This is a genomic window from Quadrisphaera sp. INWT6 (assembly GCF_015390235.1).
Classification (GTDB): Bacteria; Actinomycetota; Actinomycetes; order Actinomycetales; family Quadrisphaeraceae; genus Quadrisphaera.
In genome coordinates this window covers 399,932-423,519 of the sequence record NZ_VUOH01000004.1, presented here as the reverse complement: position 1 = coordinate 423,519, position 23,588 = coordinate 399,932, and the positions used below count along the sequence as shown (strand labels likewise).

The 23,588-nt window shown below is 77.2% G+C and carries 19 protein-coding genes and 4 pseudogenes; 8 read left to right on the top strand and 15 right to left on the bottom strand.

What is annotated here, in order from left to right; translation table 11 throughout:
- Positions 1 to 3 precede the first annotated feature (3 nt).
- The 5 genes and pseudogenes from F1641_RS14480 to F1641_RS14460 form a co-directional block, all read right to left on the bottom strand.
- The gene (locus F1641_RS14480) at positions 4 to 1,104 is read right to left on the bottom strand and encodes an ABC transporter substrate-binding protein (protein WP_194906710.1); all 1,101 of its coding nucleotides are present in this window, start codon (positions 1,102 to 1,104) and stop codon (positions 4 to 6) included.
- On the bottom strand, positions 1,101 to 2,009 hold the full coding sequence (locus F1641_RS14475; RefSeq protein WP_194906708.1) for an ABC transporter ATP-binding protein: 909 nt from the start codon (positions 2,007 to 2,009) through the stop codon (positions 1,101 to 1,103). Before F1641_RS14475 ends, F1641_RS14480 begins: the two co-directional genes overlap by 4 nt.
- Positions 2,009 to 2,994: pseudogene (locus tag F1641_RS14470) on the bottom strand (FecCD family ABC transporter permease). Before F1641_RS14470 ends, F1641_RS14475 begins: the two are co-directional and overlap by 1 nt.
- A 119-nt stretch (positions 2,995 to 3,113) precedes the next feature.
- Entirely contained in the window at positions 3,114 to 4,202 is a 1,089-nt protein-coding gene (locus F1641_RS14465) for an iron ABC transporter permease (RefSeq protein ID WP_206691207.1), read from the bottom strand.
- 90 nt (positions 4,203 to 4,292) lie between these two features.
- Positions 4,293 to 7,731: pseudogene (locus F1641_RS14460) on the bottom strand (pyruvate carboxylase).
- A 91-nt stretch (positions 7,732 to 7,822) separates the two neighbouring features.
- Between F1641_RS14460 and F1641_RS14455 the strand changes: the two are divergent.
- Positions 7,823 to 8,305, top strand: a complete 483-nt coding sequence (locus tag F1641_RS14455) for a PPOX class F420-dependent oxidoreductase (RefSeq protein ID WP_194906707.1) — start codon at positions 7,823 to 7,825, stop codon at positions 8,303 to 8,305.
- Positions 8,306 to 8,307: 2 nt separating this feature from the next.
- Here F1641_RS14455 and F1641_RS14450 read toward each other — a convergent pair.
- Positions 8,308 to 9,872, bottom strand: a pseudogene (locus tag F1641_RS14450) (glutamate--cysteine ligase).
- Positions 9,873 to 9,960: 88 nt separating this feature from the next.
- Between F1641_RS14450 and F1641_RS14440 the strand changes: the two are divergent.
- The 3 genes from F1641_RS14440 to F1641_RS22475 are packed head-to-tail and all read left to right on the top strand — an operon-like array spanning position 9,961 to position 14,440.
- Complete coding sequence (locus tag F1641_RS14440) at positions 9,961 to 11,334, top strand: exonuclease SbcCD subunit D (protein WP_206691206.1); 1,374 nt, start codon at positions 9,961 to 9,963, stop codon at positions 11,332 to 11,334.
- Entirely contained in the window at positions 11,331 to 12,083 is a 753-nt protein-coding gene (locus F1641_RS14435; protein ID WP_194906700.1) for an AAA family ATPase, read from the top strand. The genes F1641_RS14440 and F1641_RS14435 overlap by 4 nt, the downstream gene beginning before the upstream one ends.
- The gene (locus F1641_RS22475) at positions 12,080 to 14,440 is read left to right on the top strand and encodes an SbcC/MukB-like Walker B domain-containing protein (protein WP_194906698.1); all 2,361 of its coding nucleotides are present in this window, start codon (positions 12,080 to 12,082) and stop codon (positions 14,438 to 14,440) included. Before F1641_RS14435 ends, F1641_RS22475 begins: the two co-directional genes overlap by 4 nt.
- 27 nt (positions 14,441 to 14,467) lie before the next feature.
- Here the strand turns inward: F1641_RS22475 and F1641_RS14425 are convergent, their stop codons facing one another.
- From F1641_RS14425 to F1641_RS14390, 8 genes are all read right to left on the bottom strand, one after another.
- Positions 14,468 to 15,037: a MerR family transcriptional regulator gene (locus F1641_RS14425; protein WP_194906696.1), complete on the bottom strand. Its 570-nt coding sequence runs from the start codon at positions 15,035 to 15,037 to the stop codon at positions 14,468 to 14,470.
- A 94-nt stretch (positions 15,038 to 15,131) separates the two neighbouring features.
- Positions 15,132 to 15,638, bottom strand: a complete 507-nt coding sequence (locus F1641_RS14420; protein WP_194906693.1) for a bifunctional nuclease family protein — start codon at positions 15,636 to 15,638, stop codon at positions 15,132 to 15,134.
- 26 nt (positions 15,639 to 15,664) lie between these two features.
- Entirely contained in the window at positions 15,665 to 16,414 is a 750-nt protein-coding gene (locus F1641_RS14415; RefSeq protein WP_194906692.1) for a MerR family transcriptional regulator, read from the bottom strand.
- Positions 16,415 to 16,432: 18 nt separating this feature from the next.
- On the bottom strand, positions 16,433 to 16,840 hold the full coding sequence (locus F1641_RS14410; RefSeq protein ID WP_194906942.1) for an FHA domain-containing protein: 408 nt from the start codon (positions 16,838 to 16,840) through the stop codon (positions 16,433 to 16,435).
- Between the two features lie 100 nt (positions 16,841 to 16,940).
- Positions 16,941 to 17,330 (bottom strand): glycine cleavage system protein GcvH, encoded by a 390-nt coding sequence (gcvH, locus tag F1641_RS14405; protein WP_194906690.1) that lies wholly within the window; start codon positions 17,328 to 17,330, stop codon positions 16,941 to 16,943.
- A gap of 31 nt (positions 17,331 to 17,361) precedes the next feature.
- On the bottom strand, positions 17,362 to 18,306 hold the full coding sequence (locus F1641_RS14400) for a DUF881 domain-containing protein (protein ID WP_194906689.1): 945 nt from the start codon (positions 18,304 to 18,306) through the stop codon (positions 17,362 to 17,364).
- On the bottom strand, positions 18,303 to 18,635 hold the full coding sequence (locus F1641_RS14395) for a small basic family protein (RefSeq protein ID WP_194906688.1): 333 nt from the start codon (positions 18,633 to 18,635) through the stop codon (positions 18,303 to 18,305). Before F1641_RS14395 ends, F1641_RS14400 begins: the two co-directional genes overlap by 4 nt.
- Positions 18,632 to 19,543 (bottom strand): DUF881 domain-containing protein, encoded by a 912-nt coding sequence (locus F1641_RS14390; protein ID WP_194906687.1) that lies wholly within the window; start codon positions 19,541 to 19,543, stop codon positions 18,632 to 18,634. Before F1641_RS14390 ends, F1641_RS14395 begins: the two co-directional genes overlap by 4 nt.
- Positions 19,544 to 19,624: 81 nt before the next feature.
- Here F1641_RS14390 and F1641_RS14385 point away from each other — a divergent pair.
- Both F1641_RS14385 and F1641_RS23375 read left to right on the top strand, forming a co-directional pair.
- A pseudogene (locus F1641_RS14385) lies at positions 19,625 to 20,286 on the top strand (response regulator).
- Complete coding sequence (locus F1641_RS23375; RefSeq protein ID WP_194906686.1) at positions 20,279 to 21,418, top strand: histidine kinase; 1,140 nt, start codon at positions 20,279 to 20,281, stop codon at positions 21,416 to 21,418. Before F1641_RS14385 ends, F1641_RS23375 begins: the two are co-directional and overlap by 8 nt.
- Here the strand turns inward: F1641_RS23375 and F1641_RS14375 are convergent.
- Positions 21,382 to 22,002 (bottom strand): TetR/AcrR family transcriptional regulator, encoded by a 621-nt coding sequence (locus F1641_RS14375; protein ID WP_194906685.1) that lies wholly within the window; start codon positions 22,000 to 22,002, stop codon positions 21,382 to 21,384. The two genes, F1641_RS23375 and F1641_RS14375, sit on opposite strands and share 37 nt — an antisense overlap.
- 50 nt (positions 22,003 to 22,052) lie before the next feature.
- Between F1641_RS14375 and F1641_RS14370 the strand changes: the two genes are divergently transcribed.
- Positions 22,053 to 22,457 (top strand): DUF1304 domain-containing protein, encoded by a 405-nt coding sequence (locus F1641_RS14370; protein ID WP_194906683.1) that lies wholly within the window; start codon positions 22,053 to 22,055, stop codon positions 22,455 to 22,457.
- 44 nt (positions 22,458 to 22,501) lie between these two features.
- Positions 22,502 to 23,563 carry an NADP-dependent oxidoreductase gene (locus tag F1641_RS14365; RefSeq protein ID WP_194906680.1) on the top strand — a complete coding sequence of 354 codons (1,062 nt, stop codon included), beginning with the start codon at positions 22,502 to 22,504 and terminating at the stop codon, positions 23,561 to 23,563.
- The last annotated feature ends 25 nt before the right edge of the window (positions 23,564 to 23,588 follow it).

The window sequence follows — 23,588 nt, the reverse complement described above, 5'->3', positions numbered from 1 at the left end:
GCGTCAGGTGACCTTGTTGGCCTTCTCCAGGTCGTCGGCGAGGGCGTTGAGCACGCGGGCCTGCTGCACGTGGTCCTGCGAGCCGAAGTACCACGGGTAGAGCTGGGAGGCCTGCGCGGCCGGGGTGGGCGCGAAGGTGGGCTGGGCCTTGAGGCCGTCGGCGTCCAGGGCGTCGATGGGGCTGTAGAGGACGACGTCGGGGGTGTACTTCGAGGCGTTCTCCCAGGAGGCGGTCTCCCAGTAGTAGGCGCTCGGGTCGGCGGTGAGCTCGAGGAACGTGATGCCCAGGGACTGGTAGAACGCCAGGCCCGGGTCGTCGGTGGCCTTGGCCCAGTACATGCCGTCGCTGGGGGTGGCGTAGAGGGCGCCCACGACCAGGCCCTTGGAGGCGGTGGCGCGCACCCGCTCGCACGCGGCCTCCCAGTCGGCCTCGGCCTGCGCGAGGTCCGCGGAGGCGAGGTCGGCGCCCAGGGACTCGGCGAGCTCGGCGTTGCGCGCGACGACCTGGTCGGAGGTGCCCTTCTGGGCGATCGCGACGATGGGGGCGATCTTGGCGGCGCTGTCCTGCTGGGCCTGGTCGGCGAAGGAGAACAGGGAGCCGGTGAGCTCGCCGGAGGAGTCGTTGGGGTAGCCGGGCACCACGAGCAGGTCGGGGGCCAGGCCCGCCAGGGCCTCGAGGTCGATCTCGCCGTAGGTGGTGCCCAGGACGGTGACGCCGGAGGTGTCGCGGTCGGCGAAGTTGAGGTCCTGGTCCAGCTGGTAGCGGTGCCAGACGCCGACGGGGGCGATGCCGAAGCCCCACAGGGCGCTGACCTCGTCGGCGTACCCGACGATGCGCTGCGGCACGGCGTCCAGGGTCACGGTCTCACCGCGGTCGTCGGTGAAGCTCCACGGGCCCGCCGGCGCCGAGGACGCGGCGTCCCCGCCGTCGGTGGCAGCGGCGGTCGAGCCGCTGGAGCCGTTCGAGCCGCAGGCGGCCAGCAGGCCGGCCAGGCCGCCGGCTCCGGCCAGGAGCACCGCGCGGCGCGAGGCTCCCGAGGGCGGCAGGTGGGAGCCCAGCAGGGAGGCGAGGTGGGGGGTGGGACGAGGGGTCGGGCGGCTCATCGGGTGGCTCCTGCGGTCAGCGGGTGGGTGTGCTGGTCGGTGGGCTGGGAGGGCAGCACGACGGCGTGCCGGGCGGGGAGCGGGACGATCAGCGGACCCCCGGCGACGGGGTCCTCCAGGACGCGGGCGCGCACGGAGAAGACCTGCTCGAGCAGCTCCTCGGTGAAGACCTCGGCGGGGGTGCCGGAGGCCACCACCGCGCCGTCCTGCACCGCGACGACGTGGTCGGCGTAGCGGGCGGTGAGGTTCAGGTCGTGCAGGACGACGACGGCGGTGCGCCCCGCCCGCCCGCCCGGGCCCGTCTGCGGGGGGTGCACCAGGGAGTGCACGAGGTCGAGCACCTCCAGCTGGTGGCACAGGTCGAGGAAGGTGGTGGGCTCGTCGAGCAGCAGCAGGTCGGTCTCCTGCGCCAGGGCCAGGGCGATCCAGGCGCGCTGGCGCTGACCGCCGGAGAGCTCGTCGACGACGCGGTCGGCCAGGTCGGTGAGCCCGACCTGCGCGAGGGCGCGGCCCACGGCGTCGTCGTCGGCGGCCGAGGCGGTGGAGAACCACCGCTGGTGGGGGTGGCGCCCGCGCCCGACGAGGTCGCGCACGGTCAGCCCCTCCGGGGCCGTGGGGCTCTGCGGCAGCAGGGCCAGGTGCTGGGCGACGACGCGGGTGGGCATCGACTCGATGGCGCGGCCGTCGAGCAGCACCTGCCCGGCGCTGGGGCGCAGCAGGCGGCCCAGGGCGCGCAGCACCGTCGACTTGCCGCAGCCGTTGGGGCCGACGACGACGGTGAGCGCGCCGTCGGGCACGGGCAGGTCCAGGCCCTGCTCGCGGCCGACCACGACCCGGTCGCCGTAGCCCAGGCGGATCCCGCGGGCGCTCAGCCGGTTCTCTGGGGTGGGGCTGGTGCTCTCCATCAGACGGTCCTTCCGCGGGCGCGGCGCACGAGCAGCCACATCAGGTAGGGGGCGCCGATCACGGAGGTGACCACTCCGACCGGCACCTCGGTGGACAGGGCGAAGAACAGGCCGGTGCGCCCGACGCAGTCGGCGGCGACGACGAGCGCCGCCCCGAGCAGCGCCGACAGCAGCACCGGGGGCCGCCCGCGGGCGGCGGAGCCGGCCAGGCGCAGGGCGACCTGCGGCACCAGCAGCGCCACGAAGCCGATCGGCCCGGAGGCGACGACGGCGGCGGCCGCGGCGGCCACCGAGACCAGCAGCACCGCTAGCTGGCTGCGCTGCAGCCCGACGCCGAGGGCCCGGGCGGAGTCGTCGCCGAGCACGAGCGCGTCGAGGCGGTGGCCGAGGACCAGCGCGAGCGGCAGCAGGACGGCGAGGGCGACGCCGGCCTGGGCGACCTGCTCGTACCCGCGCCCCGACAGCGACCCGGACAGGTAGCGGACGGCCTCGGCGGCCCACTCCAGGCGGGCGCCGATGAGCATGAACGAGATCAGGCCCTGCAGCGCGGCGGCGATGCCGATGCCGATGAGCACCAGGCGGGTGCCCTCCACGCCGTGGCGCCAGGCCAGGGCGTAGATGAGCCCGGCGGTGGCCAGCGCCCCGGCGCCGGCGGCCACGGGCACGCCGACGGCCTGCAGCGGCCCGGCGGCGGCGGGCAGCGCGGTGGCCGCGAGGATCACGAGCACCGCGCCGGCGGCGGCGCCGCGGTCGACGCCGAGGATGTCGGGGCTGGCCAGGGGGTTGCGCGCGAAGGCCTGCAGCAGCGCCCCGACAGCCCCAGCAGCGCGCCGACGGCGACGCCGGTGGCGGTGCGGGGCAGGCGCAGCTCGGTGACGACGAAGCGCGCCCCGGCCTCCCCTCCCCCGGTCAGCACCCCGAGGACGTCGCCCAGGCCGAGCTGGGCCGACCCGCGGGACAGGTCGACCGCCACCACGAGCAGCATCAGGGCGGCGGCGACGAGGACGGCGCCGAGCATCCGCAGGTGCAGGCGCGCCGACACGGGCCCGACGCGCACCGCGCGGGTGCCCCGCGCCTCGAGCAGGCCGGCGCTCACAGGACTGCTCACAGGGACACCAGCCGGCGGCGGCGCACCAGGGCGACGAAGGCCGGGCCGCCGAGGACCGCCAGGACGACGCCCACGGGGACCTCTGCCGGGGCGGCGACGAGGCGGCCGACGACGTCGGCCAGCAGCACCAGCACCATCCCGACCAGGCCGGAGACCGGCAGCAGCCAGCGGTGCACGGGGCCGACCAGGGCGCGGGCCACGTGCGGGACCACCAGCCCCACGAAGGCGACGGGCCCGCACGCCGCGGTGGCTGCGCCGACGAGCAGCACGATCGCCGTGACGCCCAGGAGCCGGGCCGGGCCGACCCTCAGACCGGCGCCGCGGGCGAGGTCGTCGCCGAGGGCGAGCAGGTCCAGGGAGCGGGCGCCCGCCAGGCCCAGCACGAGGCCGACCAGCGCCACCGGTGCGGCGAGGGCGACGACGTCACCGGTGCCGCCCGCCAGGGAGCCCACGGCCCAGAACCGGTAGGCCTGCAGACCGGTGGCGTCGGCGAGGATCACCGCCTGCACCAGCGAGGCGAGCAGCGCCGTGACGGCGGCGCCGGCCAGCACGAGGGTGAGCGGGTCGTTGAGCCGCCGGCCGCCGGCGGCCACCCCCACCACGACCAGCGCGCCGCCCGCGGCGCCGACCAGCGCCGCGGTGACGGTGGTGGAGGCGGGGAGCACGCCGTCGGAGCCCAGGGTGACGGCGGCCACGACGACGGCCAGGCCGGCGCCGTGGGTGATGCCGAGCAGGCCCGGGTCGGCCAGGGGGTTGCGGGTGTGGCCCTGCATCAGCGCTCCGGCGACCCCGAGGGCGGCCCCGGCGAGCAGCCCGAGCGCGGTGCGGGGCACCCGCAGCTGCCACACCACGACGGCGCTCTCGCTCGCACCGGCGCGCAGCGCGGCGGCCGGGCCGTCGGCGAGGGCCGCGAGCACGGCCCGCAGCGGGACCGTCCCGGACCCCAGCAGCAGGCTCGCGGCCGCCGCGAGCGCGGTGGCGGCGAGCAGGGCGGTGACGAGGAGGGTGCGGCGGCCCCGGGTGCCGCGGGGGCTGGGGGGGATCTCGCCGTGGCGGCGCTGGGGCCGTGTGGCGGTCGCGGTCACGGGCGTGAGGTTAGCCTGCCCTCACCCCGGGGTCGACCACCGGGGTGAGGGCAGCCTCACCTCATCGCCTGGCGAGGTGGCCGCGGCGCGTCAGGAGGGGGTGACCTCCACGACGAGGTCGCCGCCCTCCACCTGCTGCACGGCCCCCAGCGCGAGGCGGGCGACCCTGCCGGCGACGGGGGTGGTGATGGACGCCTCCATCTTCATGGCCTCGATGGTGGCCACGGTGGCGCCGGCCTCGACGTCGTCGCCCTCGGCGACCACGAGGGTGACCACCCCCGCGAAGGGGGCTGCCACGTGGCCGGGGCGGGCCGGGTCGGCCTTCTCGGCGCTCTTGACGTCGACGGCCAGGGTGCGGTCGCGGACGGCGACGGGGCGCAGCTGGCCGTTGAGCACCGTCATGACGGTGCGCACCCCCTTCTCGTCGGCCTCCCCCACCGCCTCGAGCTCGGCGATGAGGGCGACGCCGCGGCCGAGGTGGATCGTGGACTCCACCCCCCGGCGCAGGCCGTAGAGGTAGTCGCGGGTGTCGAGCACGGAGACGTCGCCGTGGGCCTCGCGGGTGCTGGCGAGCTCGGCGGACGGGCCGGGGAAGAGCAGGCGGTTCAGCAGGCCCTGCCGCTCGCGGCTGGAGGAGGACCCGGGTGCCGCGAGCGCGGTGGCGTCGGCGTCGGACAGGGGGGTCTCGCGGGGGCGTCGTGCGGGGCGTCCGGCGAGGGCCTTGGTGCGGAAGGGCTCGGGCCAGCCGCCGGGCGGGTCGCCGAGCTCTCCGGACAGGAAGGCGATGACGGAGTCGGGGACGTCGTAGCGCTGGGGGTCCTCGGCGAAGGCGGCCGCGGTCTGCTCGACGTCGTCCCCGACGGCGACGAGGTGGAGGGCGAGGTCTCCGACGACCTTGGAGGAGGGGGTGACCTTGACGAGGTGGCCCAGGGTGCGGTCGGCGGCGTGGTACATGGCCTCGACCTGCTCGAAGCGCTCCCCCAGGCCGAGGGCGATGGCCTGCTGGCGCAGGTTGGAGAGCTGGCCGCCGGGGATCTCGTGGTCGTACACGCGTCCGGTGGGGGCGCCGACGCCGGACTCGAAGGGGGCGTAGAGGCGGCGGACGGCCTCCCAGTAGGGCTCGAGGTCCATGACGGCGCGCAGGTCGAGGCCGGTGTCGCGCTCGGTGTGGCGCAGGGCGGCGACCAGGGCGGAGGCGGCGGGCTGGCTGGTGGTGCCGGCCATGGGGGCGCTGGCGGTGTCGACGGCGTCGACGCCTGCGGCGACGGCGGACCACAGGGTGGCGAGCTGGCCGCCGGCGGTGTCGTGGGTGTGGAGGTGGACGGGGAGGTCGAACCGCTCCCGCAGCGCCGTCACCAGGGTGGCGGCGGCGGGGGCGCGCAGGAGGCCGGCCATGTCCTTGATGGCGAGGACGTGGGCGCCGGCGTCGACGATCTGCTCGGCCAGGCGGAGGTAGTAGTCGAGCGTGTACAGGTGTTCGGACGGGTCGGACAGGTCGGAGGTGTAGCACAGCGCCACCTCGGCGACGGTGGTGCCGGTCTCCAGGACGGCGTCGATGGCCGGGCGCATCTGGGAGACGTCGTTCAGGGCGTCGAAGACCCGGAAGACGTCGACGCCGGTGGCGGCGGCCTCGGCGACGAAGGCGCGGGTCACGGCCTCGGGGTAGGGGGTGTACCCGACGGTGTTGCGCCCCCGCAGCAGCATCTGCAGCGCCTGGTTGGGCATCGCCTCGCGCAGGGCGGCCAGGCGGTCCCAGGGGTCCTCCCCCAGGAAGCGCAGGGCGACGTCGTAGGTGGCCCCTCCCCAGCACTCCACCGAGAGCAGGCCGGGGGTGGCCCGCGCGACGTGCGGGGCGACGGCGACGAGGTCGCGGGTGCGCACCCGGGTGGCCAGCAGGCTCTGGTGGGCGTCGCGGAAGGTGGTGTCGGTGACGGCGACCGCGGTCTGGGCGCGCAGGGCGCGGGCCCACCCGGCGGGGCCGAGCTCGGCCAGGCGCTGGCGCGAGCCCGGCGGCGGCGGAGCCGACAGGTCGGTGGCGGGCAGCTTCTCCGCCGGGGAGAGCGCGACCGGCGCCTCCCCGTGGGGGCGGTGCACGGTGACGTCGGCCAGGTACGTCAGCAGCTTGGTGCCGCGGTCGGCCGGCGTGCGGGCGGTGAGCAGCTCGGGGCGCTCCTCGATGAACGAGGTCGCCACGTCGCCGGCGGTGAAGGCCGGGTCGTCCAGGACCGCCTGCAGGAAGGGGATGTTGGTGCTCACCCCCCGGACGCGGAACTCCGCGAGCGCCCGGCGCTGGCGGCGGACGGCGGTCGGGAAGTCGCGGCCGCGGCAGGTGACCTTGACGAGCATCGAGTCGAAGTGGGCGCTGATCTCGACGCCGGTGTCGATGGTGCCGCCGTCCAGGCGGACGCCGGCGCCGGCGGCGGAGCGGTAGGCGGTGATGGTGCCGGTGTCGGGGCGGAAGCCGTTGGCGGGGTCCTCGGTGGTGACGCGGCACTGCAGGGCGGCGCCGCGCAGCACGATGCGGTCCTGGGACAGGCCGAGGTCGGCGAGGGTCTCCCCGGAGGCGATGCGCATCTGCGCCTGGACGAGGTCGACGTCGGTGACCTCCTCGGTGACGGTGTGCTCGACCTGGATGCGGGGGTTCATCTCGATGAAGACGTGGCTGCCGGCGCGCTCCCCGGCGGTCTCGACGAGGAACTCCACGGTGCCGGCGTTGACGTAGCCCAGGGAGCGGGCGAAGGCGAGGGCGTCGCGGGTCATGGCGGCGCGCAGGTCGGGGTCGAGGTTGGGGCGGGGGCGATCTCGATGACCTTCTGGTGGCGCCGCTGCACGGAGCAGTCGCGCTCGAACAGGTGGACGAGACCGTCGGGTCCGGCGGTTCCGTCGGCGAGGACCTGCACCTCGATGTGGCGGGGCCGCAGCACGGCCTGCTCGAGGAAGACGGTGGGGTCGCCGAAGGCGCCCTCGGCCTCGCGCATGGCGGTGGCCAGGGCCTCCGGAAGCGCGGCGGGGGTGTCGACGCGGCGCATGCCGCGGCCCCCGCCCCCGGCGACGGCCTTGACGAAGACGGGGAAGCCGATGCCGTCGGCGGCGGCGACCAGTGCGTCGACGTCGGCCGAGGGCGATGAGGAGCGCAGCACGGGGATGCCGGCCTCCCGGGCCGCCGCGAGCGCGCGGACCTTGTTCCCCGCGAGCTCCAGCACGTGCGGCGGCGGGCCGACGAAGGCGATGCCGGCGTCGGCGCAGGCGCGGGCCAGGCGGGGGTTCTCCGAGAGGAAGCCGTAGCCGGGTAGACCGCGTCGGCGCCGGACTCGCGGGCGACGCGGATGATCTCGTCGACGTCGAGGTAGGCCCGCACGGGGTGGCCGCGCTCCCCGATCTGGTAGGCCTCGTCGGCCTTGATGCGGTGGACGGCGCCGCGGTCCTCGTGGGGGAAGACCGCGACGGTGCGGGCGCCCAGCTCCACGGCGGCGCGGAAGGCGCGGACGGCGATCTCCCCGCGGTTGGCGACCAGGACCTTGCGGAACACGGGACCTCCAGGAGGACGGCGCGGCTCACGACGGGCGTCACCCGGACCGTAGCGGGAGCCGATCTGCGGTCGCACCCCTAGGTTCCTGACCATGGCACGCACGATCGCGACCTCCACCCGCACCGACCTGGCCGGCCTGGTGGCCTTCGCCCGCGAGCGCCACGACGCGGTGCTGACCACGTTCCGCCGCGACGGGTCGCTGCAGTCCTCCCCCGTCACGTGCGGGGTGACGACGGCGCTGCCGGGGGCGCAGGGCGAGGCGCGGTTCGTGGTGTCGACCTACCCCGACCGCGCCAAGGCGGTGAACCTGCGCCGCGACCCGCGGGCCTCGCTGGTGGTGCTGTCTCCGGGGTTCGGCAACGAGTGGGTGCAGGTCGACGGGACCGCGGAGGTCGTCGACGGCGAGGACGCGGTGGAGCCGCTGGTGGAGTACTTCCGCTGCATCTCCGGGGAGCACCCGGACTGGGAGGAGTACCGCCGGGCGATGCGCGACCAGGGCAAGTCGCTGGTCAGCATCACCCCGACCCGCTGGGGGCCGATCGCCACCGGGGGCTTCCCCGCGCGCCTGGCCTGACCTCAGGCCCCCACCTCCAGCGGCCAGGTGTGCACCGGGGCGCCGGCCTCCATGTGCTCGGCGTAGCGCTCCACGAGGCCCGCGAGCGCCGTCGCCCGGTCGGCGCCGCGCGCCTGGAGCGCCGCGGCGGTGCGGACCTGCCAGGTGGCGCCGTTCTGCCCGGAGGCGGCCCGGGCCCGGGCCACCTCGAGGTAGCGGTCGGCGACGGCGCCGTCCACCCCTGCGGCGGCCAGCCCGTCGGCGGCCAGGGGCAGGACGACGTCGAGCAGCAGCCGGCGGGCGCCGACCCTTCCCAGGCCGGGCCAGGGCAGGTGGGCGTCCAGGCCGTGTCGGGCGGCGTCGAAGAGCCCGTCGACGGCGGCGTCGTGGGGCAGGAGCGCGGCCGGGTCCGGGCCGGCCTCGCGCAGGCCCCGCACGGCGCCCAGCCACACCGCGGCGTCGGTCACGGCGTCGGTGACCGTGGGGGCGGCGGGGAGCACCCGGTTCTCCACCCGCAGGTGCGGGCGGGCGGGCAGCCCGCCGCGGGCGGGGGTGACGTCGTAGACGGGGCGGTTCCAGCGCCACACCGTGCCGCCCTGCAGGCACAGCTCGGGCAGGGCGGGGACCCTCCCGGCGAGCAGCTCGGCGAGGGGGTCCTCGTCGGAGTTCTGCGGCAGCAGCGGCGGGAAGCGCCGCACGTTCTCGGCGAAGAGGTCGTGGGCGCCGGTGCGCAGCCAGTCGCTGCCGCAGAAGACGCGGGGCGCCACCCCGGTGCGGGCGTGCTCGAGGGAGCGGACGTCGACGGACTGGGTGAACAGCGGGATGCGGGTCTCGGCCCACACCCGGCGCCCCAGGGCGAAGGGGCTGTTGGCCCCCAGGGCCACCTGGGGTCCCATGAGCAGCTGGGCGGCGTTCCAGGTGTCGGCGAAGCCCTCCGGGGCGACCTTGAGGTGCACCTGGGTGCTGGTGCAGGCCCCCTCGGCGGCCAGCGACCCCAGCCGGTGGCGCAGGCCCTCCTCCTCGACGTCGACGCCGTCCCCCTCCACGGCCCCGATGTCGAGCTCGAGGTCCTCCCCGCGGGCGGCGAGCACCGCCTCCTGCAGCGCCCGGTACCGCGGTGAGCGCGTCATCCACCCCGGGTCGAGGTGCTCGGGGCCCAGGGTGGGCAGGATCCCCGTCATCAGCAGCCGGGCCCGGCCTCGCGGGCCCGGGCGCCGACGGCGTCCAGCCGCGAGCGCAGTCCTCGCTCCAGCTCGGCCAGGCCGGAGCCGGCCAGGGTGGTGGGCGGGGCGTTCAGCTCCAGGGTGTGGGCGCTGATCTCCGGGCCCCACAGCGCGGCGTCCGGCGTGCCGGCGATGCGGGCCAGCACGTCCTCGTTGCAGCGCGCCGGGGCCCAGGTGGCGGGGTCGGCGAGCACCAGCTCGAGCTCGAGGCCGACCTCGGGAGCCCCGGAGTCGAACGCGCGTCCGACCGGGCTGCGGTCACCCGCGAGCATCCCCGAGAGCGCGCTGAGGCCCTGCACGAGCTTGGCGCGGTGCTCGCGCAGCTGGTCCGGTCCCAGCGCGTCGGGGTCGACCTCCTGGCCCACGGCCACCTCCTCGCAGCACACCGCCGGGAGCGAAGGGCACCCGCCCCGCCACGACGGGCTGTCGGTGGGGCCGCCTAGCGTCGCAGGGGTGCGGATCCTCCACACCTCCGACTGGCACCTGGGCCGCTCCTTCCACCGCGTGGGCATGCTCGAGCACCAGGCCGCCGCCCTCGACGCGCTCGTGGAGGTGGTCCGCGCCGAGCGCGTCGACGCCGTCGTCGTCGCCGGTGACGTGTACGACCGGGCCCTGCCCGCGGTCGACGCGGTCGGCGTCCTGGACGACGCGCTGCACCGACTCCTGGGCACGGGTGCGCAGGTGCTGCTGACCAGCGGCAACCACGACTCCGCCACCCGCCTGGGGTTCGGCGGCCGCGCCACCGAGGGCGCCGGGCTGCACCTGCGCACCCGGGTCGCCGACACCGCCCGCCCCGTGGAGCTCTCCGACGCGCACGGCCCGGTGGTGCTGTACGGCGTGCCCTACCTGGAGCCGGGGCTGGTGGCGGGGCAGCTGGGCACCGCCCGCAGCCACGCGGCGGTGCTCGGTGAGGTGGGAGCCCGGGTGCGGGCCGACCTCGCCTCCCGGCGCTCGAGCGACGGCGCCCGGGGCCGCACCCGCGCGCTGGTCGCCGCCCACGCCTTCGTCGTCGGCGGCGAGGCCAGCGGCGACGAGCGCGACATCACCGTCGGCGGCGTCGGGTCGGTGCCGGCGGGCGTGCTGCTGGGCCACCCCGACGACGCGCCGGACGACGAGCCCGGTGGGCGGCCCGACTACCTGGCCCTGGGGCACCTGCACGGCCGCCAGGTCCTCACCGACGGTCCCACCGGTCAGGTCCGCTACTCCGGCTCCCCGCTGGCGTACTCCTTCGGCGAGGCCGGGCGCACCAAGGGCCACTGGCTGGTCGAGCTCGGCGCGAGCGGGGTGGAGCGCGTCGACGCCGTCGACGTCGCCCCGCCCCGGGCCCTGGCGCTGCTGCGGGGCCGCCTGGAGCACCTGCTGGGCGCTCCTGAGCACGCCACCGCCGAAGGCTCGTGGTGCCAGGTGGTCCTGACCGACCCCGAGCGCCCCCGCGAGCCGATGGCCGCGCTGCGCGCCCGCTTCCCCCACGTGCTGGTGCTCTCGTGGGAGCCCGACCCCGTCCCCGGGGCCCGGCGGCCCCAGGGCTACGCCGAGCGCGTCGCCGGCCTGGACGACGAGGCCCTGTGCTGCTCCTTCGTCGAGCACGCCCGCGGCCGCGCCACCGACGACGCCGAGCGCGCCCTGCTGCGCGCCGCGCTGGAGGCCACCCGCACCGAGCACGTCGACGCCGACCACCCGGGCCACCCGGGCCACCCGGGCCACCCGGGCCACCCCTCGGGCAGGCCCGAGCTGGCCGCCGTCGACCTGCGCGACGGGGAGCGAGCGCTCACCGGCACCTCGAGCGGCCCCAGCGGCCCCAGCACGGCCGCGGGCGTGGTGGCGTGAGGCTCCACCGCCTGTCGGTGCAGGCCTTCGGGCCCTTCGCCGGCAGCGAGCAGGTCGACCTCGACGCCCTGTCCGCCGACGGCCTGTTCCTGCTGCACGGGCGGACCGGGGCGGGCAAGACCAGCGTGCTCGACGCGGTCTGCTTCGCCCTGTACGGCGCCGTGCCCGGGGCCCGGGCCGCCGCGGCCCCCGACCTGCGCTCCCACCACGCCGCCCCCGACCTGGCGCCGGTGGTCGAGCTGGAGCTGACCGTCGCCGGGCGCCGGCTGCGGGTGGAGCGCTCCCCGGCCTGGCAGCGGCCCAAGCGCCGCGGCGAGGGCACCACCACCGAGCAGGCCCGCACCCTGCTCAGCGAGCACGCCCCCGGCCACCCCGAGGCCGGCGACGACGGGTGGCGGCCGCTGTCGTCCCGCAACGACGAGGCCGCCCAGCTCGTCACCGACCTGCTGGGCATGGGCCTGGCGCAGTTCGCCACCGTGGTGCTGCTGCCCCAGGGGCAGTTCGCCACCTTCCTGCGCTCCGGGGTCGCCGAGCGCCGGGCGCTGCTGCAGCACCTGTTCGCCACCGACCGCTTCGAGCGGGCCGAGCGGTGGCTGGTGGCCGAGCGCACCCGCACCGCCACCGCGCTGGAGCGGGCCACCGCGGCACTGGCCTCCACCGCCGAGCGCGCCGAGCACACCGCCGCCGAGTGGGCCCCCGAGCCCCCGAGGACGGCCCCACCGGTCATGAGCAGGTGGTCGAGCGCGTGAGCCAGCTGGCCGGCGCCGTGCGCGCAGCCGCGACCTCCGCCGAGGCGCAGCGCGCCTCCGCCGCCGCAGCAGCCCGGGCGGCGCAGACCCGCGAGCACGCCGCGCAGACCGCCGCCGACCGGGCCCAGCGCCTGGCGGACCTGCACGCACGCCGCAGCGCCCTGCTCGCCGCCGCGCCGAGCGTCGCCGCGCAGCGCACCGAGCTGGTGGCCGCCGCGGCCGCGGCGGGGCTGAGCGGTCACCTGCACGCCGTGCGCGCGGCCGGCACCGCCCTGCGCGAGGCCACCGCCCGCGCCGGCGCCGCCGCGGCCCACCTGGCCGAGGTCGCCGGCGAGACCCCCGGGCAGGCTTCAGGGAAGGCCTCAGGGGAGGCCTCCGCGGCGACCTCGGCGCAGGAGCCGCCGACCTCGCAGGACCTGCGGGAGCGCGCCGCTGCCCACCGCCGCGAGCAGGGCCGCCTGAGCGAGCTGGTGGCGCTGGAGTCCGACCTGGCCGCCCGGCAGCGGCAGGCCCGCGAGGTGGCCGCCGAGCACGAGCGGGTGCACGCGCTCCAGCAGCAGGTCGCCGCCGAGCGCGAGCAGCACGCGCTCCAGCGCGTCGAGCTGGCCGAGCAGCTCGCCGGGAGCACCGACCTGGCCGTCCTCGCCCCGGCGGCCGCCGACGCCCTGCACGAGGCCGAGGCGGTGCTCGACCACGCCCGGGCCGCCGACGCCCTGGAGACCCGCCGCGCGTCGGCGGCGCAGGGCTCCCACGACGCGGCCCAGGCCGCCCTGGAGGCCCGCGCGGGGTGGCTGGACGCCCGCCAGCGACGGCTGGACGGCGTCGCGGCCGAGCTGGCCGCGCGCCTGCGGCCCGGGGCGGCCTGCCCGGTGTGCGGCGCCTGCGAGCACCCGGCTCCAGCGGCTCCGGAGGGGCCTGACAGCTCGGGCAGCGCCTCGGGCAGCGGTGCGGCCGCCGCCGAGGACGCCGCCCAGCAGCGGTGGGACCGCGCGGAGGCCGCCGCGCGGACGGCGCAGCAGCGCCTCGACGACCTCCAGCGCGAGGTGGCCGCCGCCCGCGCCCGCGCCGGCGACCTGGGCACCGAGCAGGCCGCCGCACGCGTCGAGGAGCTGCGCGCCCGGGCCGCGGCCGCCTCCTCCGCGGCGGCGCTGGTGGGGAGCCTGCGCGCCCGGCTGGCCGACGTCGAGGCCGCCGACGCGGCGGCGGTCCGCACCCAGGAGCAGGTCGTGGCGTCGCTGGCGCGCCTGGGCGAGCGGGCCGAGCAGCTCGCGGCGGGGCTGGCCCACGACTCCGAGCGCCTCGAGCGCGCCCGCGACGGCGAGGAGGGGCTGACCGCTCGCAGCGCGCGCCTGGCGGCCCTGGCCGACGCCGCCGAGCAGCTCGCCGCCGCCTCCGAGGCCGAGGCCTCCGCCCTCCGCGCCGAGGAGGCGGCCCGGGAGGCCGCCAGCGCCGCGGCGGTCTCAGGGGGCTTCGCCGACCTCGAGTCCGCGGCGCTGGCCGAGCGCCCGGCCGGCGAGCGCCGCCGCCTCGAGGAGGCCGTGGCCGAGCACGAGCGCGCCGGCGCCCGGGTGCAGGCCCAGCTCGAGGAGCTGGGTGCGGCCGTCGCAGAGGGCCCAGGAGCAGGCCCGGCGGTCGGGACGGCGGAGGCGCTGGTCGGGGCCCGGCGCGAGCGCGAGGAGGCCGACGCCGCTGCCGACACCGCGCTGCGCGCCGCCGAGCGGGCGAGCAGCGCGTCGCAGGTGCTGGAGCGGCTCGTGGTGCAGGCCGAGCAGGGGGCGGCGGCCGCCCGGCCGCTGGCGGCCGCCGCGGAGGTCGCCGGTGACCTGGCCCGCTGCGCCGAGGGGACCGGGGGCGGCAACACCCGGCGGATGAAGCTGTCGACGTTCGTGCTGGCGGCGCGGCTGGAGCAGGTGGCGGTCTCGGCCAGCGAGCGCCTGGAGGTCATGAGCGACGGGCGCTACCGCCTGGTGCACACCGACGCCCTGGAGCGGCGCGGGGCGGGGTCAGGGCTGGGCCTGCGGGTGCTCGACGCGTGGACGGGCGTGGAGCGCGACGTCGCGACCCTGTCGGGAGGCGAGACCTTCATGGCTTCCCTGGCGCTGGCGCTGGGCCTGGCCGACGTCGTGCGCGCCGAGGGCGGCGGGACGCCGGTGGAGACCCTGTTCGTCGACGAGGGTTTCGGCACGCTGGACCCGGAGTCGCTGGAGGAGGTGATGGGCGTGCTGGAGCAGCTGCGCGCCGGGGGGCGCGCGGTGGGGCTGGTCAGCCACGTCCCGGAGCTGCGCACGCGCGTGCCCGCGCGCCTGGAGGTGCAGCGGACCGCTGCCGGCTCCCGGCTGCGGACCGTGCTGGGCTGACCGCGCCGACCGCCCCGGGCTGGGGGCTCAGGTGGTGCGTCGGGCGGCCCGGCGGGCGGCGAGCTCGTCGGTGCCGGAGCCGCCGCCGTCGACCTTCTCGCTCGGCAGCGTGGCCAGCGAGGACTCGACCTCGCGCCAGACCCGGCCCACGGCGATGCCGAAGACGCCCTGGCCGCCCTGGACGAGGTCGACGACCTCCTCGGCGGAGGTGCACTCGTAGACGCTGGCGCCGTCGCTCATGAGGGTGATCTGGGCCAGGTCCTCGACCTCGCGCTCGCGCAGGTGCACGACGGCGGAGCGGATCTGCTGCAGGGAGACGCCGGTGTCGAGCAGCCGCTTGACCACCTTGAGCACGAGGATGTCGCGGAAGCCGTAGAGCCGCTGGGTGCCCGAGCCGCTGGCGGGGCGCACGCTGGGCTCGACCAGGCCCGTGCGGGCCCAGTAGTCGAGCTGGCGGTAGGTGATGCCCGCCGCCTTGCAGGCCGTGGGGCCCCGGTAGCCCGCGTCACGGTCGAGCGCCGGCAGCGCCTCCGTGAACAGCAGGCTCTGCGCAGCGACGGACCCGCGGGTCCCGCCACCGTCTCCCGAGCCCCTCACGCGGACCTCCCGTCCTCGCGACGCCACCAGGTCGGGCGCACGTCGTCTCCCTGACGGTAGGGCCGCCCAGGGCGCCCGTCAACGACGGGGCCCCTCACCGTCCCGGCGTGTCGCTCCCCGGCGTGTCGTCGCCGCCGGGGGCCTCGAAGTCCTCGGCGCTGACGTGGTCGAGGAACTCGCGGAACTTCTCCACCTCGTCCTCGTCCTGCTCGGGGGCGGGCAGGCCCCCGGCCTCCAGGACCTCCTCGGCCCCCAGGATCGGCGAGCCGGTGCGCAGCGCAAGGGCGATCGCGTCGGACGAGCGGGCGCTGACGGTCAACCCGCCGTCGAGGACGAGCTCGGCGTGGTAGACGCCGTCGGTCACCGACACGATGCGGACCTCGACCAGCTGGCGGCCCACCGCGGCGATGACGTCCTTCAGCAGGTCGTGCGTCAGGGGCCGCGGCGGCACGACGCCCTGCTGGGCGAAGGCGATGGCGCTGGCCTCGGGCGCACCGATCCAGATGGGCAGGAAGCGGTCTCCGTCGCGCTCCCGCAGCAGCACGATGGGGTTGTTCGAGGGCATCTCGACCCTGACACCCACGACGTCCAGCTCACGCACCCGCCCACCGTAACCCCCGGTCGGGCTCACGACGGGTCGAGGGCGCAGCCCAGGGCCGCGGCGTGCAGCGCCAGCATGGAGGACACCAGCTCGGCGCCCACGCGCTGCGCCTCGCCGTCGCCGTCGGCGGACCGCTGGCGGCGCAGGGGGCTCACCACCTGCTCCACGAGGGCGGCCTCGTGGCCGACGGCGCTGCGCAGCGCCCGCAGGTGCCGCGGCTCGACGCCGTGGTCGGCCAGGACGCGGGCCGCCCGCACCAGGTCGAGGGCGGCCGCGGGGTAGCGGCCGGCGCTCTCGCGGGGCAGGAGCCCGTGGTCCTCCAGCGCCTCGAGCAGCCCGGTGGCGCCGCCGGCGGCCTCCAGCGCCTCGGCGCGCGTCACGGCCACCGGCTCCGACGGGTCCTGGGACGCCGGCTGCACGGGCTGCAGCGGCTGTGCGGGGGGTGGCGGCGGCGCGGCGGCGGGAGCCGGGTCGGCGGGGACCTCCAGGCCGGCGTCCTGCGCGTCGAGGTGGGCGCGGATGACGCGCAGCGGCAGGTACTGGTCGCGCTGCAGGGTCAGGACGGCGCGCAGGCGCTCGACGTCGGCCGGCGCGAACTTGCGGTACCCGCTCGGGGTCCGCTGCGGCGAGACCAGGCCCCGGTCCTCCAGGAAGCGGACCTTGGAGTGCGACACGTCGGGGAACTCGGGAGCCAGGCGTGAGAGCAGCTCACCGATGGTGAGCAGGGGCTCCTCGCTGCGGCCGGCGGCGCCCGAGCCCTGCGGGGGCGGGGTCACCGCCGCGTCACCGCCGCGTCACCGGGCGGCGCGGTACGGGTGGAAGGTGAGGCGGTACTTGCCGATCTGCACCTCGTCACCCGCGGACAGCAGCACGTCGTCGACGCGGTCGCGGTTGACGTAGGTGCCGTTCAGGCTGCCGACGTCGCGCACGCGGAACCGCTCGCCGTCGCGGACGAACTCCGCGTGACGGCGGGAGACGGTGACGTCGTCGAGGAAGATGTCGCTGCTGGGCTGGCGCCCGGCGGTGGTGCGCTCGGCGTCGAGCAGGAAGCGCGCGCCGGCGTTGGGGCCGCGCTGGACCACCAGCAGGGCGCAGTCCTCCGGGAGCGCGTCGACGGCGCGCTGCTGGTCGGACGTCAGGCCGGGCGGGGGCGCCTCGCCGGAGACCTCGACCTCGGGCACCGAGATGGCCGGGAAGGACATCGTGGTGTCCGACCCGCCGCGACCGGGCTCGTCGCGCTCGTTCTCGTCGCGCTCGCTCACAGGCCCACCCTAGTCACCCTCGTCGCGCTCACCGGTGCGGTCAGGAGATCTGCGCGCGGTAGCCGGCGGCGTCGAGGAGCGCGTCGAGGGCGGCCGGGTCGTCCAGCCGCAGGTCGAGGACCCAGCCCTCGCCGTACGGGTCGGAGTTCACCAGCTCCGGGCTGCCGTCGAGGCTGTCGTTGCGGGCGACCACCTCACCGGTCACCGGGGCGTACAGGTCGCTGACGCTCTTGGTGGACTCCAGCTCGCCGCAGGAGGTGCCGGCCTCGACGCGCTCGCCCACCGCGGGCAGGGAGACGTAGACGATGTCGCCGAGCTCGCCCTGGGCGTAGGCGGTGATGCCCACGCGGACCACGCCGTCGCCGGCGTCGGCGACCCACTCGTGCTCGGCGGTGTAGCGCAGGCCCTCGGGCACCTCGACGTCGGTCACGTGGCGTCCTCCTGGGAGCGTGTGGGGGGCGTCAGCCGGCGTCGGCCGGGTCGACCGGCCGAGCGTACGCAGGCTCCGGTGCGGGCTGCAACGCCGTCACGTCGACCTGGTCGAGCTGCTCCACGCTGATCGACCCGCCCACCCGGCGGACCGTGGGACCGACGCCGTCGGGGAACTCCATGGCCGACGCCAGGGTCTGCGCCCCGCCGACCGCGAGCACCGTGAAGGGCGCCCGCACGACCACCGGCCCCCCGGGCCCGGTGACCGCGACGGCGCCGTCGCCCGAGCTCGTGTCGTCGGTGAAGGCCGTGCTGGCGACCACGCGGGCGTCGCCGATCTGGATGGCCTCCGCACCGGCGTCGCGCAGCTCCTGCACCGCCCCCAGCAGGAGCGTGGCGGCGCTGGGCGTCGTGCCCGCGGGGACCTGCACGGTCAGGCGGATGCCCGGGCCGCTCGCCGGGAGGGTGCCGGCGAGGATGCCGAGCGTGTCCAGGCGCTGCTGGGCCAGCTCGCGGGCCGCGGCCTGCTGGTCGCCGCTGGCCTCGAGCTGGCCCCGGGCCGTCTCCAGCTCGCTGATCTCCCGCTGCAGGCGGTCGGAGCGGTCGGTGGCGTCGTCCAGCAGGCCCAGCAGCTCCGACTGCGGCAGGCCGGCCAGGTCGGCGCCGGTGCGCTGGCGCACCTGCACCGCCACCGCCACGCCCAGCAGCAGGCACAGCAGCCCCACGACGACCTGCCCGCGGGTCGCGCGGGGGGCCAGGGCCGCCCGCAGCCCCCGCATCCCGGTGACCGGCCTGCCGCCGCTGCCGGGTCGCTCCGCGGCGGGGAGCGCCGCGGGCCCCGGCTCGGGCACGCGATCCGGCTCGGGAGCGGGCAGGTCCAGGGCCAGCTGGCCCGGCAGGACGCCGGGCTGCTCGTCGGGCTGCTCGGTCGGCTGCCCGGTCGGCTGCCCGGTCGGCTCCGGGGAGCGGGCGCTCATGCCTTGAACAGGTGCCGCCGGATGGAGGCGACGTTGGAGAAGATGCGGATGCCGAGGACGACGATGACCCCGGTGGAGAGCTGGCTGCCCACGCCGAGCTGGTCTCCCAGGTAGACGATCACCGCCGCGACCACCACGTTCGACAGGAACGACACGATGAAGACGCGGTCGTCGAAGATGCCGTCGAGCAGGGCGCGGAAGCCCCCGAAGACGGCGTCCAGCGCGGCGACCACCGCGATCGGCAGGTAGGGCTGCAGCCACGGCGGGACGGACGGGTCGAGCACCAGACCGAGGACGATGCCCAGCACGAGGCCGACGGCGGCGATCACGGGGTGGGCTCCTGCTCCTCGGGGACCCGAGCACTGTAGAGGCGCTGCGCGTCGAGCGCGGGCAGGTCCAGCTCGTCCGACGTCGAGACCTGGACGCCGATGCCGTACTGGTCCGAGAGGGCCTGCAGCCAGCGGGCGGCGGGGGTCAGGGCGAACGACGCGGCGAGGGCGTTGGGCGAGCCGACGGCCTCGACGCGGTAGGGCGGGGACAGCGGGCGGAAGTTGACCAGCACCGCGCCGCCGGCGCTGCGGATGGCGGTGGCGGCGGTGAGGCGCTGCCCGTTGATGGCCACCGCCTCGGCGCCGGAGCTCCACAGGCCGTTGGCCACGCGCTGCAGGTCGCCGTCCTGCACGCGGGCGTCGACGTCGGGGTCGACGTCGCGGGGGTCGCTGGCGCCGTCGCCGGTGGCGCCCGGGCCGTCGGAGACGGTGACGACGAGGCCGGGGCCGGTCACGGCCGTGGTGCCCGACGCCACCAGGAGGCCGGGGTCGCGGGTGGGGGCGTCGTCGTCACCGGCGAGCAGGGCGTCCTGCTGGGCCTGCACCTGGGCGCGCAGCGCGGCGGCCTGCGCGGCGGCGTCGTCGGCGTCGGCGGTGCGGCGCTCGATGTCGCTGACCAGGGCGGCGCGGTCGTCGGGGTCGCTGGGGCGGGTCAGCGCCGAGGCGGCGCCGGTGACCAGCAGGCCCGCGACCAGCGCCATCGCCGCGGTGACCGCGGCCCGGCGGCGGCGGGGCCCGCGGCGGGAGGCCTCGCTGCCGGTGGCCTCCCGGGAGCGCCGGCGCTCGGCGGCGGCGGCGTAGCCGGGGTCGAGGGGGCGCTCGACGACCTCGACGAGCAGCGTCATGGACGCGTCGGGCCGCCGGCGCGGAGCGGGGCCGGGAGCCGCACCGCTGCCCTGGCCCGTCACGGGACAAGCATCGCAGGGCCGAGCGGGTGGGTCGGGGGGCCCGCCCGACCGCGCCCGGGGGGCAGCCGCGATGATCCCGGGGTGGTGGGGGTCGTGGTGGTCGACGACGAGGCGCTGGTGCGGTCCTGCCTGCAGGTGGTGCTCGACGCCTCCGAGGGGGTCGAGGTGCTGGCGTGCGCGACGGGGGTCGACGCCGCGGGCGTCGTCGCGGCGGTCCGTCCGGCGGTGGTGCTGCTGGACGTGCGGATGCCCGTGGTCGACGGGCTGGCGGTGCTCCCGCAGCTGGTGGCGCTGCCGGAGCCGCCGGCGGTGGCGATGCTGACGTCCTTCGACGCCGACGAGCACGTGGAGGAGGCGCTGGCGCGGGGCGCGTCGGGGTTCCTGCTCAAGGACACGCCTCCCGAGCAGCTGGTCGCGTCGGTGCTGGCGCTGGCGGCCGGGGCGGTGGTCCTGTCCCCCGGGGCGGCGCGGGCGCTCCTGCGGCGTCAGGACGCGGGCGGCGCAGCGGCTCAGGCGGCCCGGGCGCAGGTGGCCGCGCTGACCGCCCGGGAGCGGAGGTGCTGGCGCTGCTGGGCCGGGGGCTGTCGAACGCCGAGGTGGGGCGGCAGCTGGGGATGCGGTCGAGCACGGCGAAGGACCACGTGAGCGCGGTGCTGGGCAAGCTGGCCGTCACCAGCCGGGTGCAGGCGGCGCTGCTGGCGCGGCAGGCGGGCCTGGACGACGGGTGGGCGCCGGGTGGGTGAGGGCGGGCGCACGGCGCTGCGCGTGCTGGGCGAGGTGGGTCTGCTGGCGGCGGCGGCGCTGGACGCGGTGACCACCTCCAGCGGCGGGCGCGTCGAGGGCTGGGGGGCGGTGGCCGCGGGGGTGGCGCTGCTGGGCCTGCTGCTGCGCCGTCGCGCGCCGCAGGCGGGGTTCGTGATGACGCTGCCGGCGCTGTCGCTGTCGTTCGCGCTGGTGCCGGCACTGGTGGCGCTGTACCAGCTGTCCCGGCGCTCGGAGCACCGGCGGCTGCTGCTGGTGGCGGCCGCGGTGACCGCGGCGCTGGCCGCGCTGCCCTCGCCGCCGACGCCCCACGACCTGCTGGCGCTGGCCGGCGAGAGCCCCCGGGACCTCCTGCTCGACCTGGTCTACGGGTCGTTGGCGGGGGCGGCGCCGGTGGCGCTGGGCCGCCTGGCGCGGACCCGCGAGGAGCTGCGCGAGCAGCTGGTGGCGCTGGAGGCGGCGCACTGCGCGGAGCGGGAGATGCGCGAGGCGCGGGCGCTGGAGCGCGAGCGGCTGCGGCTGGCCCGCGAGATGCACGACGTCGTCTCCCACCAGGTGAGCCTCATCGCGGTGCAGGCGGGGGCGCTGCAGGTCACCGCGCCCGACGAGGTGGTGCGCTCCAGCGCCTCGACCATCCGGGAGCTCGGGGTGGCGACCCTGGAGGAGCTGCGGCACATGGTCGGGGTGCTGCGGGCGCCCCGACCCGGCCAAGCGCCCCTGGAGCCGCAGCCGAGGCTGTCGGACCTGCGGCACCTGGTGGAGGCGTCCGGGTGCGGGGTGTCGCTGGAGCTGGACGACGCCCTGGTGCTGGAGCCCCCCGTCGAGCGGGCGGTGTACCGCACGGTGCAGGAGGGGCTGACCAACGCCCGCAAGCACGCACCCGGTGCCGCGGTGTCGGTGCGGGTGGCGCGTCGGGGGTCGCGGGACGGCGACGTGCTGGAGGTCGTCGTGGCCAACGGGCCGCGCTCGGGCCGGCCGCTGGGGCTGCCGTCGTCCCAGATGGGCCTGGTGGGCCTGCGCGAGCGCGCCGACCTGCTGGGCGGTGACCTGGTGGCCGGGCCCGACGGCGAGGGCGGCTACCGGCTGGCGCTGCGCGTGCCCCTCGTGGGGTGAGCAGGCGGTAGGCCGAGGGGTGAGCAGGCCACCAGGGCGGTGTCGAGGCAGCCGGTGGCGGCGGCCGGGTCGGTCCTGGCGAGGGCGAAGGCCGCCAGGACCAGGCCGGTGAGCGTCTCGGTGAGGTGGCGCGCCGCGGCGGCGTCGAGGTCGGGCCTGGCGGCGCGCACCCCTGCCGCCAGGGCGGAGGCCAGCTCGGCCCGGTAGGCCCCGACGGTGGCGGCGACGGCGTCGTCGCCACCCAGGGGCGAGGTCGCCGTGTTGAGCAGGAGGCAGCCCGGGGTGCGCGGGGCCGCGGCCAGGGCTGCGCGCAGGCCGGTGAGGTAGCCCGCGAGCGCCGTCGGGGCGACGGCGGCGGCGCGCAGGGGCTGCAGGCGGGGGCGGACGACCTCGTCGAGGTAGCTGGTGACGGCGGCGTCGAAGAGGCCCCGCTTGCTGCCGAAGGCGTGGTAGAGGCTGGAGCGGCCGAGGCCGGTGGCGCGCTCGAGGGCGGGGACGGAGGCGCCGTCGTAGCCGTGCTCCCAGAAGACCGCTCTGGCGCTGCGCACGACGGCGCTGGTGTCGAACCCCTGCTGGCGACCCACGTGGCCCTCCCGTTCGCGTTGTTGTGCAACGATCGTTACAGTACTTGCTCGTGGTCACCACCGGGCTCGTCCTCATCAGCGCCGCCGCTCTCCTGCACGTGTGGATCTTCGTGCTGGAGTCCCTGGCCTGGACGAGCCCGCGGGCGCGCGCCACCTTCGGCACCACGCCGGAGATGGCGCGCGCGACCCGCGCGCTGGCGTTCAACCAGGGCTTCTACAACCTCTTCCTCGCCGTCGCGGCGGGCGCGGGGGTCGTCGTGGTCGGCACCAGCGCTGCGGGCAGCACCACGAGCGCCGTCGGCGCGGCGCTGGCCCTCACGGGTGCCGGCTCGATGGTGGCGGCGGGCCTGGTGCTCGCCCTGTCCGACCGCTCGAAGCTGCGGGCGGCGCTGGTCCAGGCCGGGCCCCCGCTGCTCGGCTGCGCCCTGCTCGCGGCCGGCCTGCTCGCCCGCTGACGCAGCACCCCTCGAACCGCCCCCCGACCCCAGGAGGTCCCCCCATGACCGCACAGTCCGCACCGGCCGCGCAGACCGCCCGCAGCCGCCAGTGGCAGCTCGTCTCCCGCCCCCAGGCCGAGCCGCAGCCCAGCGACGTCCGCCTCGTCGAGGTGGAGCTCCCCGAGCTGGCGCCCGGCCAGGTGCGGGTCGCCAACGAGTTCGTCTCGGTCGACCCGTACATGCGCGGCCGCATGGACGACGTGAAGAGCTACGTGCCCCCCTTCGGCCTCGGTGAGGCGATGACCGGCGGTGCCGTGGGCCGCGTCGTCGCCAGCACGGCCGAGGAGCTGCCCGTCGGCACCCTGGTCACCCACGCGCTGGGGTGGCGCGACGTCGCCCAGGGCGACGCCTCCGGCTTCCGCGCCGTCCCCGAGGTGAGCGGGCCCTCCGGCGAGGCGGTGTCGTCGTCGGTGCACCTGGGGATCCTGGGCCTGACCGGCCAGACGGCCTACGTGGGCCTGACCTCCGTCGCCCACCTGCAGCCCGGCGAGGTCGTCTTCGTCTCCGGCGCCGCGGGTGCCGTGGGCAGCGCCGTCGGGCAGGTCGCCCGGCTGCTCGGCGCCTCGCGCGTCGTCGGCTCGGCCGGTGGGCCCGAGAAGACCGCGCGCCTGCGCGAGCGCTCCGGCTTCGACGCCGCGCTCGACTACAAGGCCGCCCCCGTGCGCGAGCAGCTGCCCGCGCTGGTGCCGGACGGCGTGGACGTGTACTTCGACAACGTCGGTGGTGACCACCTGGAGGCGGCGCTCGACGTCATGAACCGCGGCGGGCGCCTGGCGCTGTGCGGCGCGATCAGCGGCTACAACGCCGACCGGAGCGCCCCGCGCACCCCCGGCCCGGACAACCTGGCCAACGCCATCACCCGCGGCCTCACCCTGCAGGGCTTCACCCTCGGCAGCTACGCCGCGCAGCTGCCCGAGGCGACCGCCCGCCTGGCCGAGTGGTTCGCCGCCGGTGAGCTGGTCCACGAGGAGACCGTGGTCGACGGCGTCGAGCGCACCTTCGAGGCCTTCAGCTCGATGATGCGCGGCGGCAACACCGGGAAGATGGTCGTGCGCGTCGGCTGACGGCGGCGGACGCAGCCCCTGGGAC

Bases quoted from the DNA above. Each gene is read 5' to 3' on its own strand.
- F1641_RS14480 (WP_194906710.1), bottom strand. From the start codon at position 1,104: ATGAGCCGCCCGACCCCTCGTCCCACCCCCCACCTCGCCTCCCTGCTG.
- F1641_RS14475 (WP_194906708.1), bottom strand. From the start codon at position 2,009: ATGGAGAGCACCAGCCCCACCCCAGAGAACCGGCTGAGCGCCCGCGGG.
- F1641_RS14455 (WP_194906707.1), top strand. From the start codon at position 7,823: ATGGCACGCACGATCGCGACCTCCACCCGCACCGACCTGGCCGGCCTG.
- F1641_RS14410 (WP_194906942.1), bottom strand. From the start codon at position 16,840: ATGTCCTTCCCGGCCATCTCGGTGCCCGAGGTCGAGGTCTCCGGCGAG.
- F1641_RS14400 (WP_194906689.1), bottom strand. From the start codon at position 18,306: ATGAGCGCCCGCTCCCCGGAGCCGACCGGGCAGCCGACCGGGCAGCCG.
- F1641_RS14365 (WP_194906680.1), top strand. From the start codon at position 22,502: ATGACCGCACAGTCCGCACCGGCCGCGCAGACCGCCCGCAGCCGCCAG.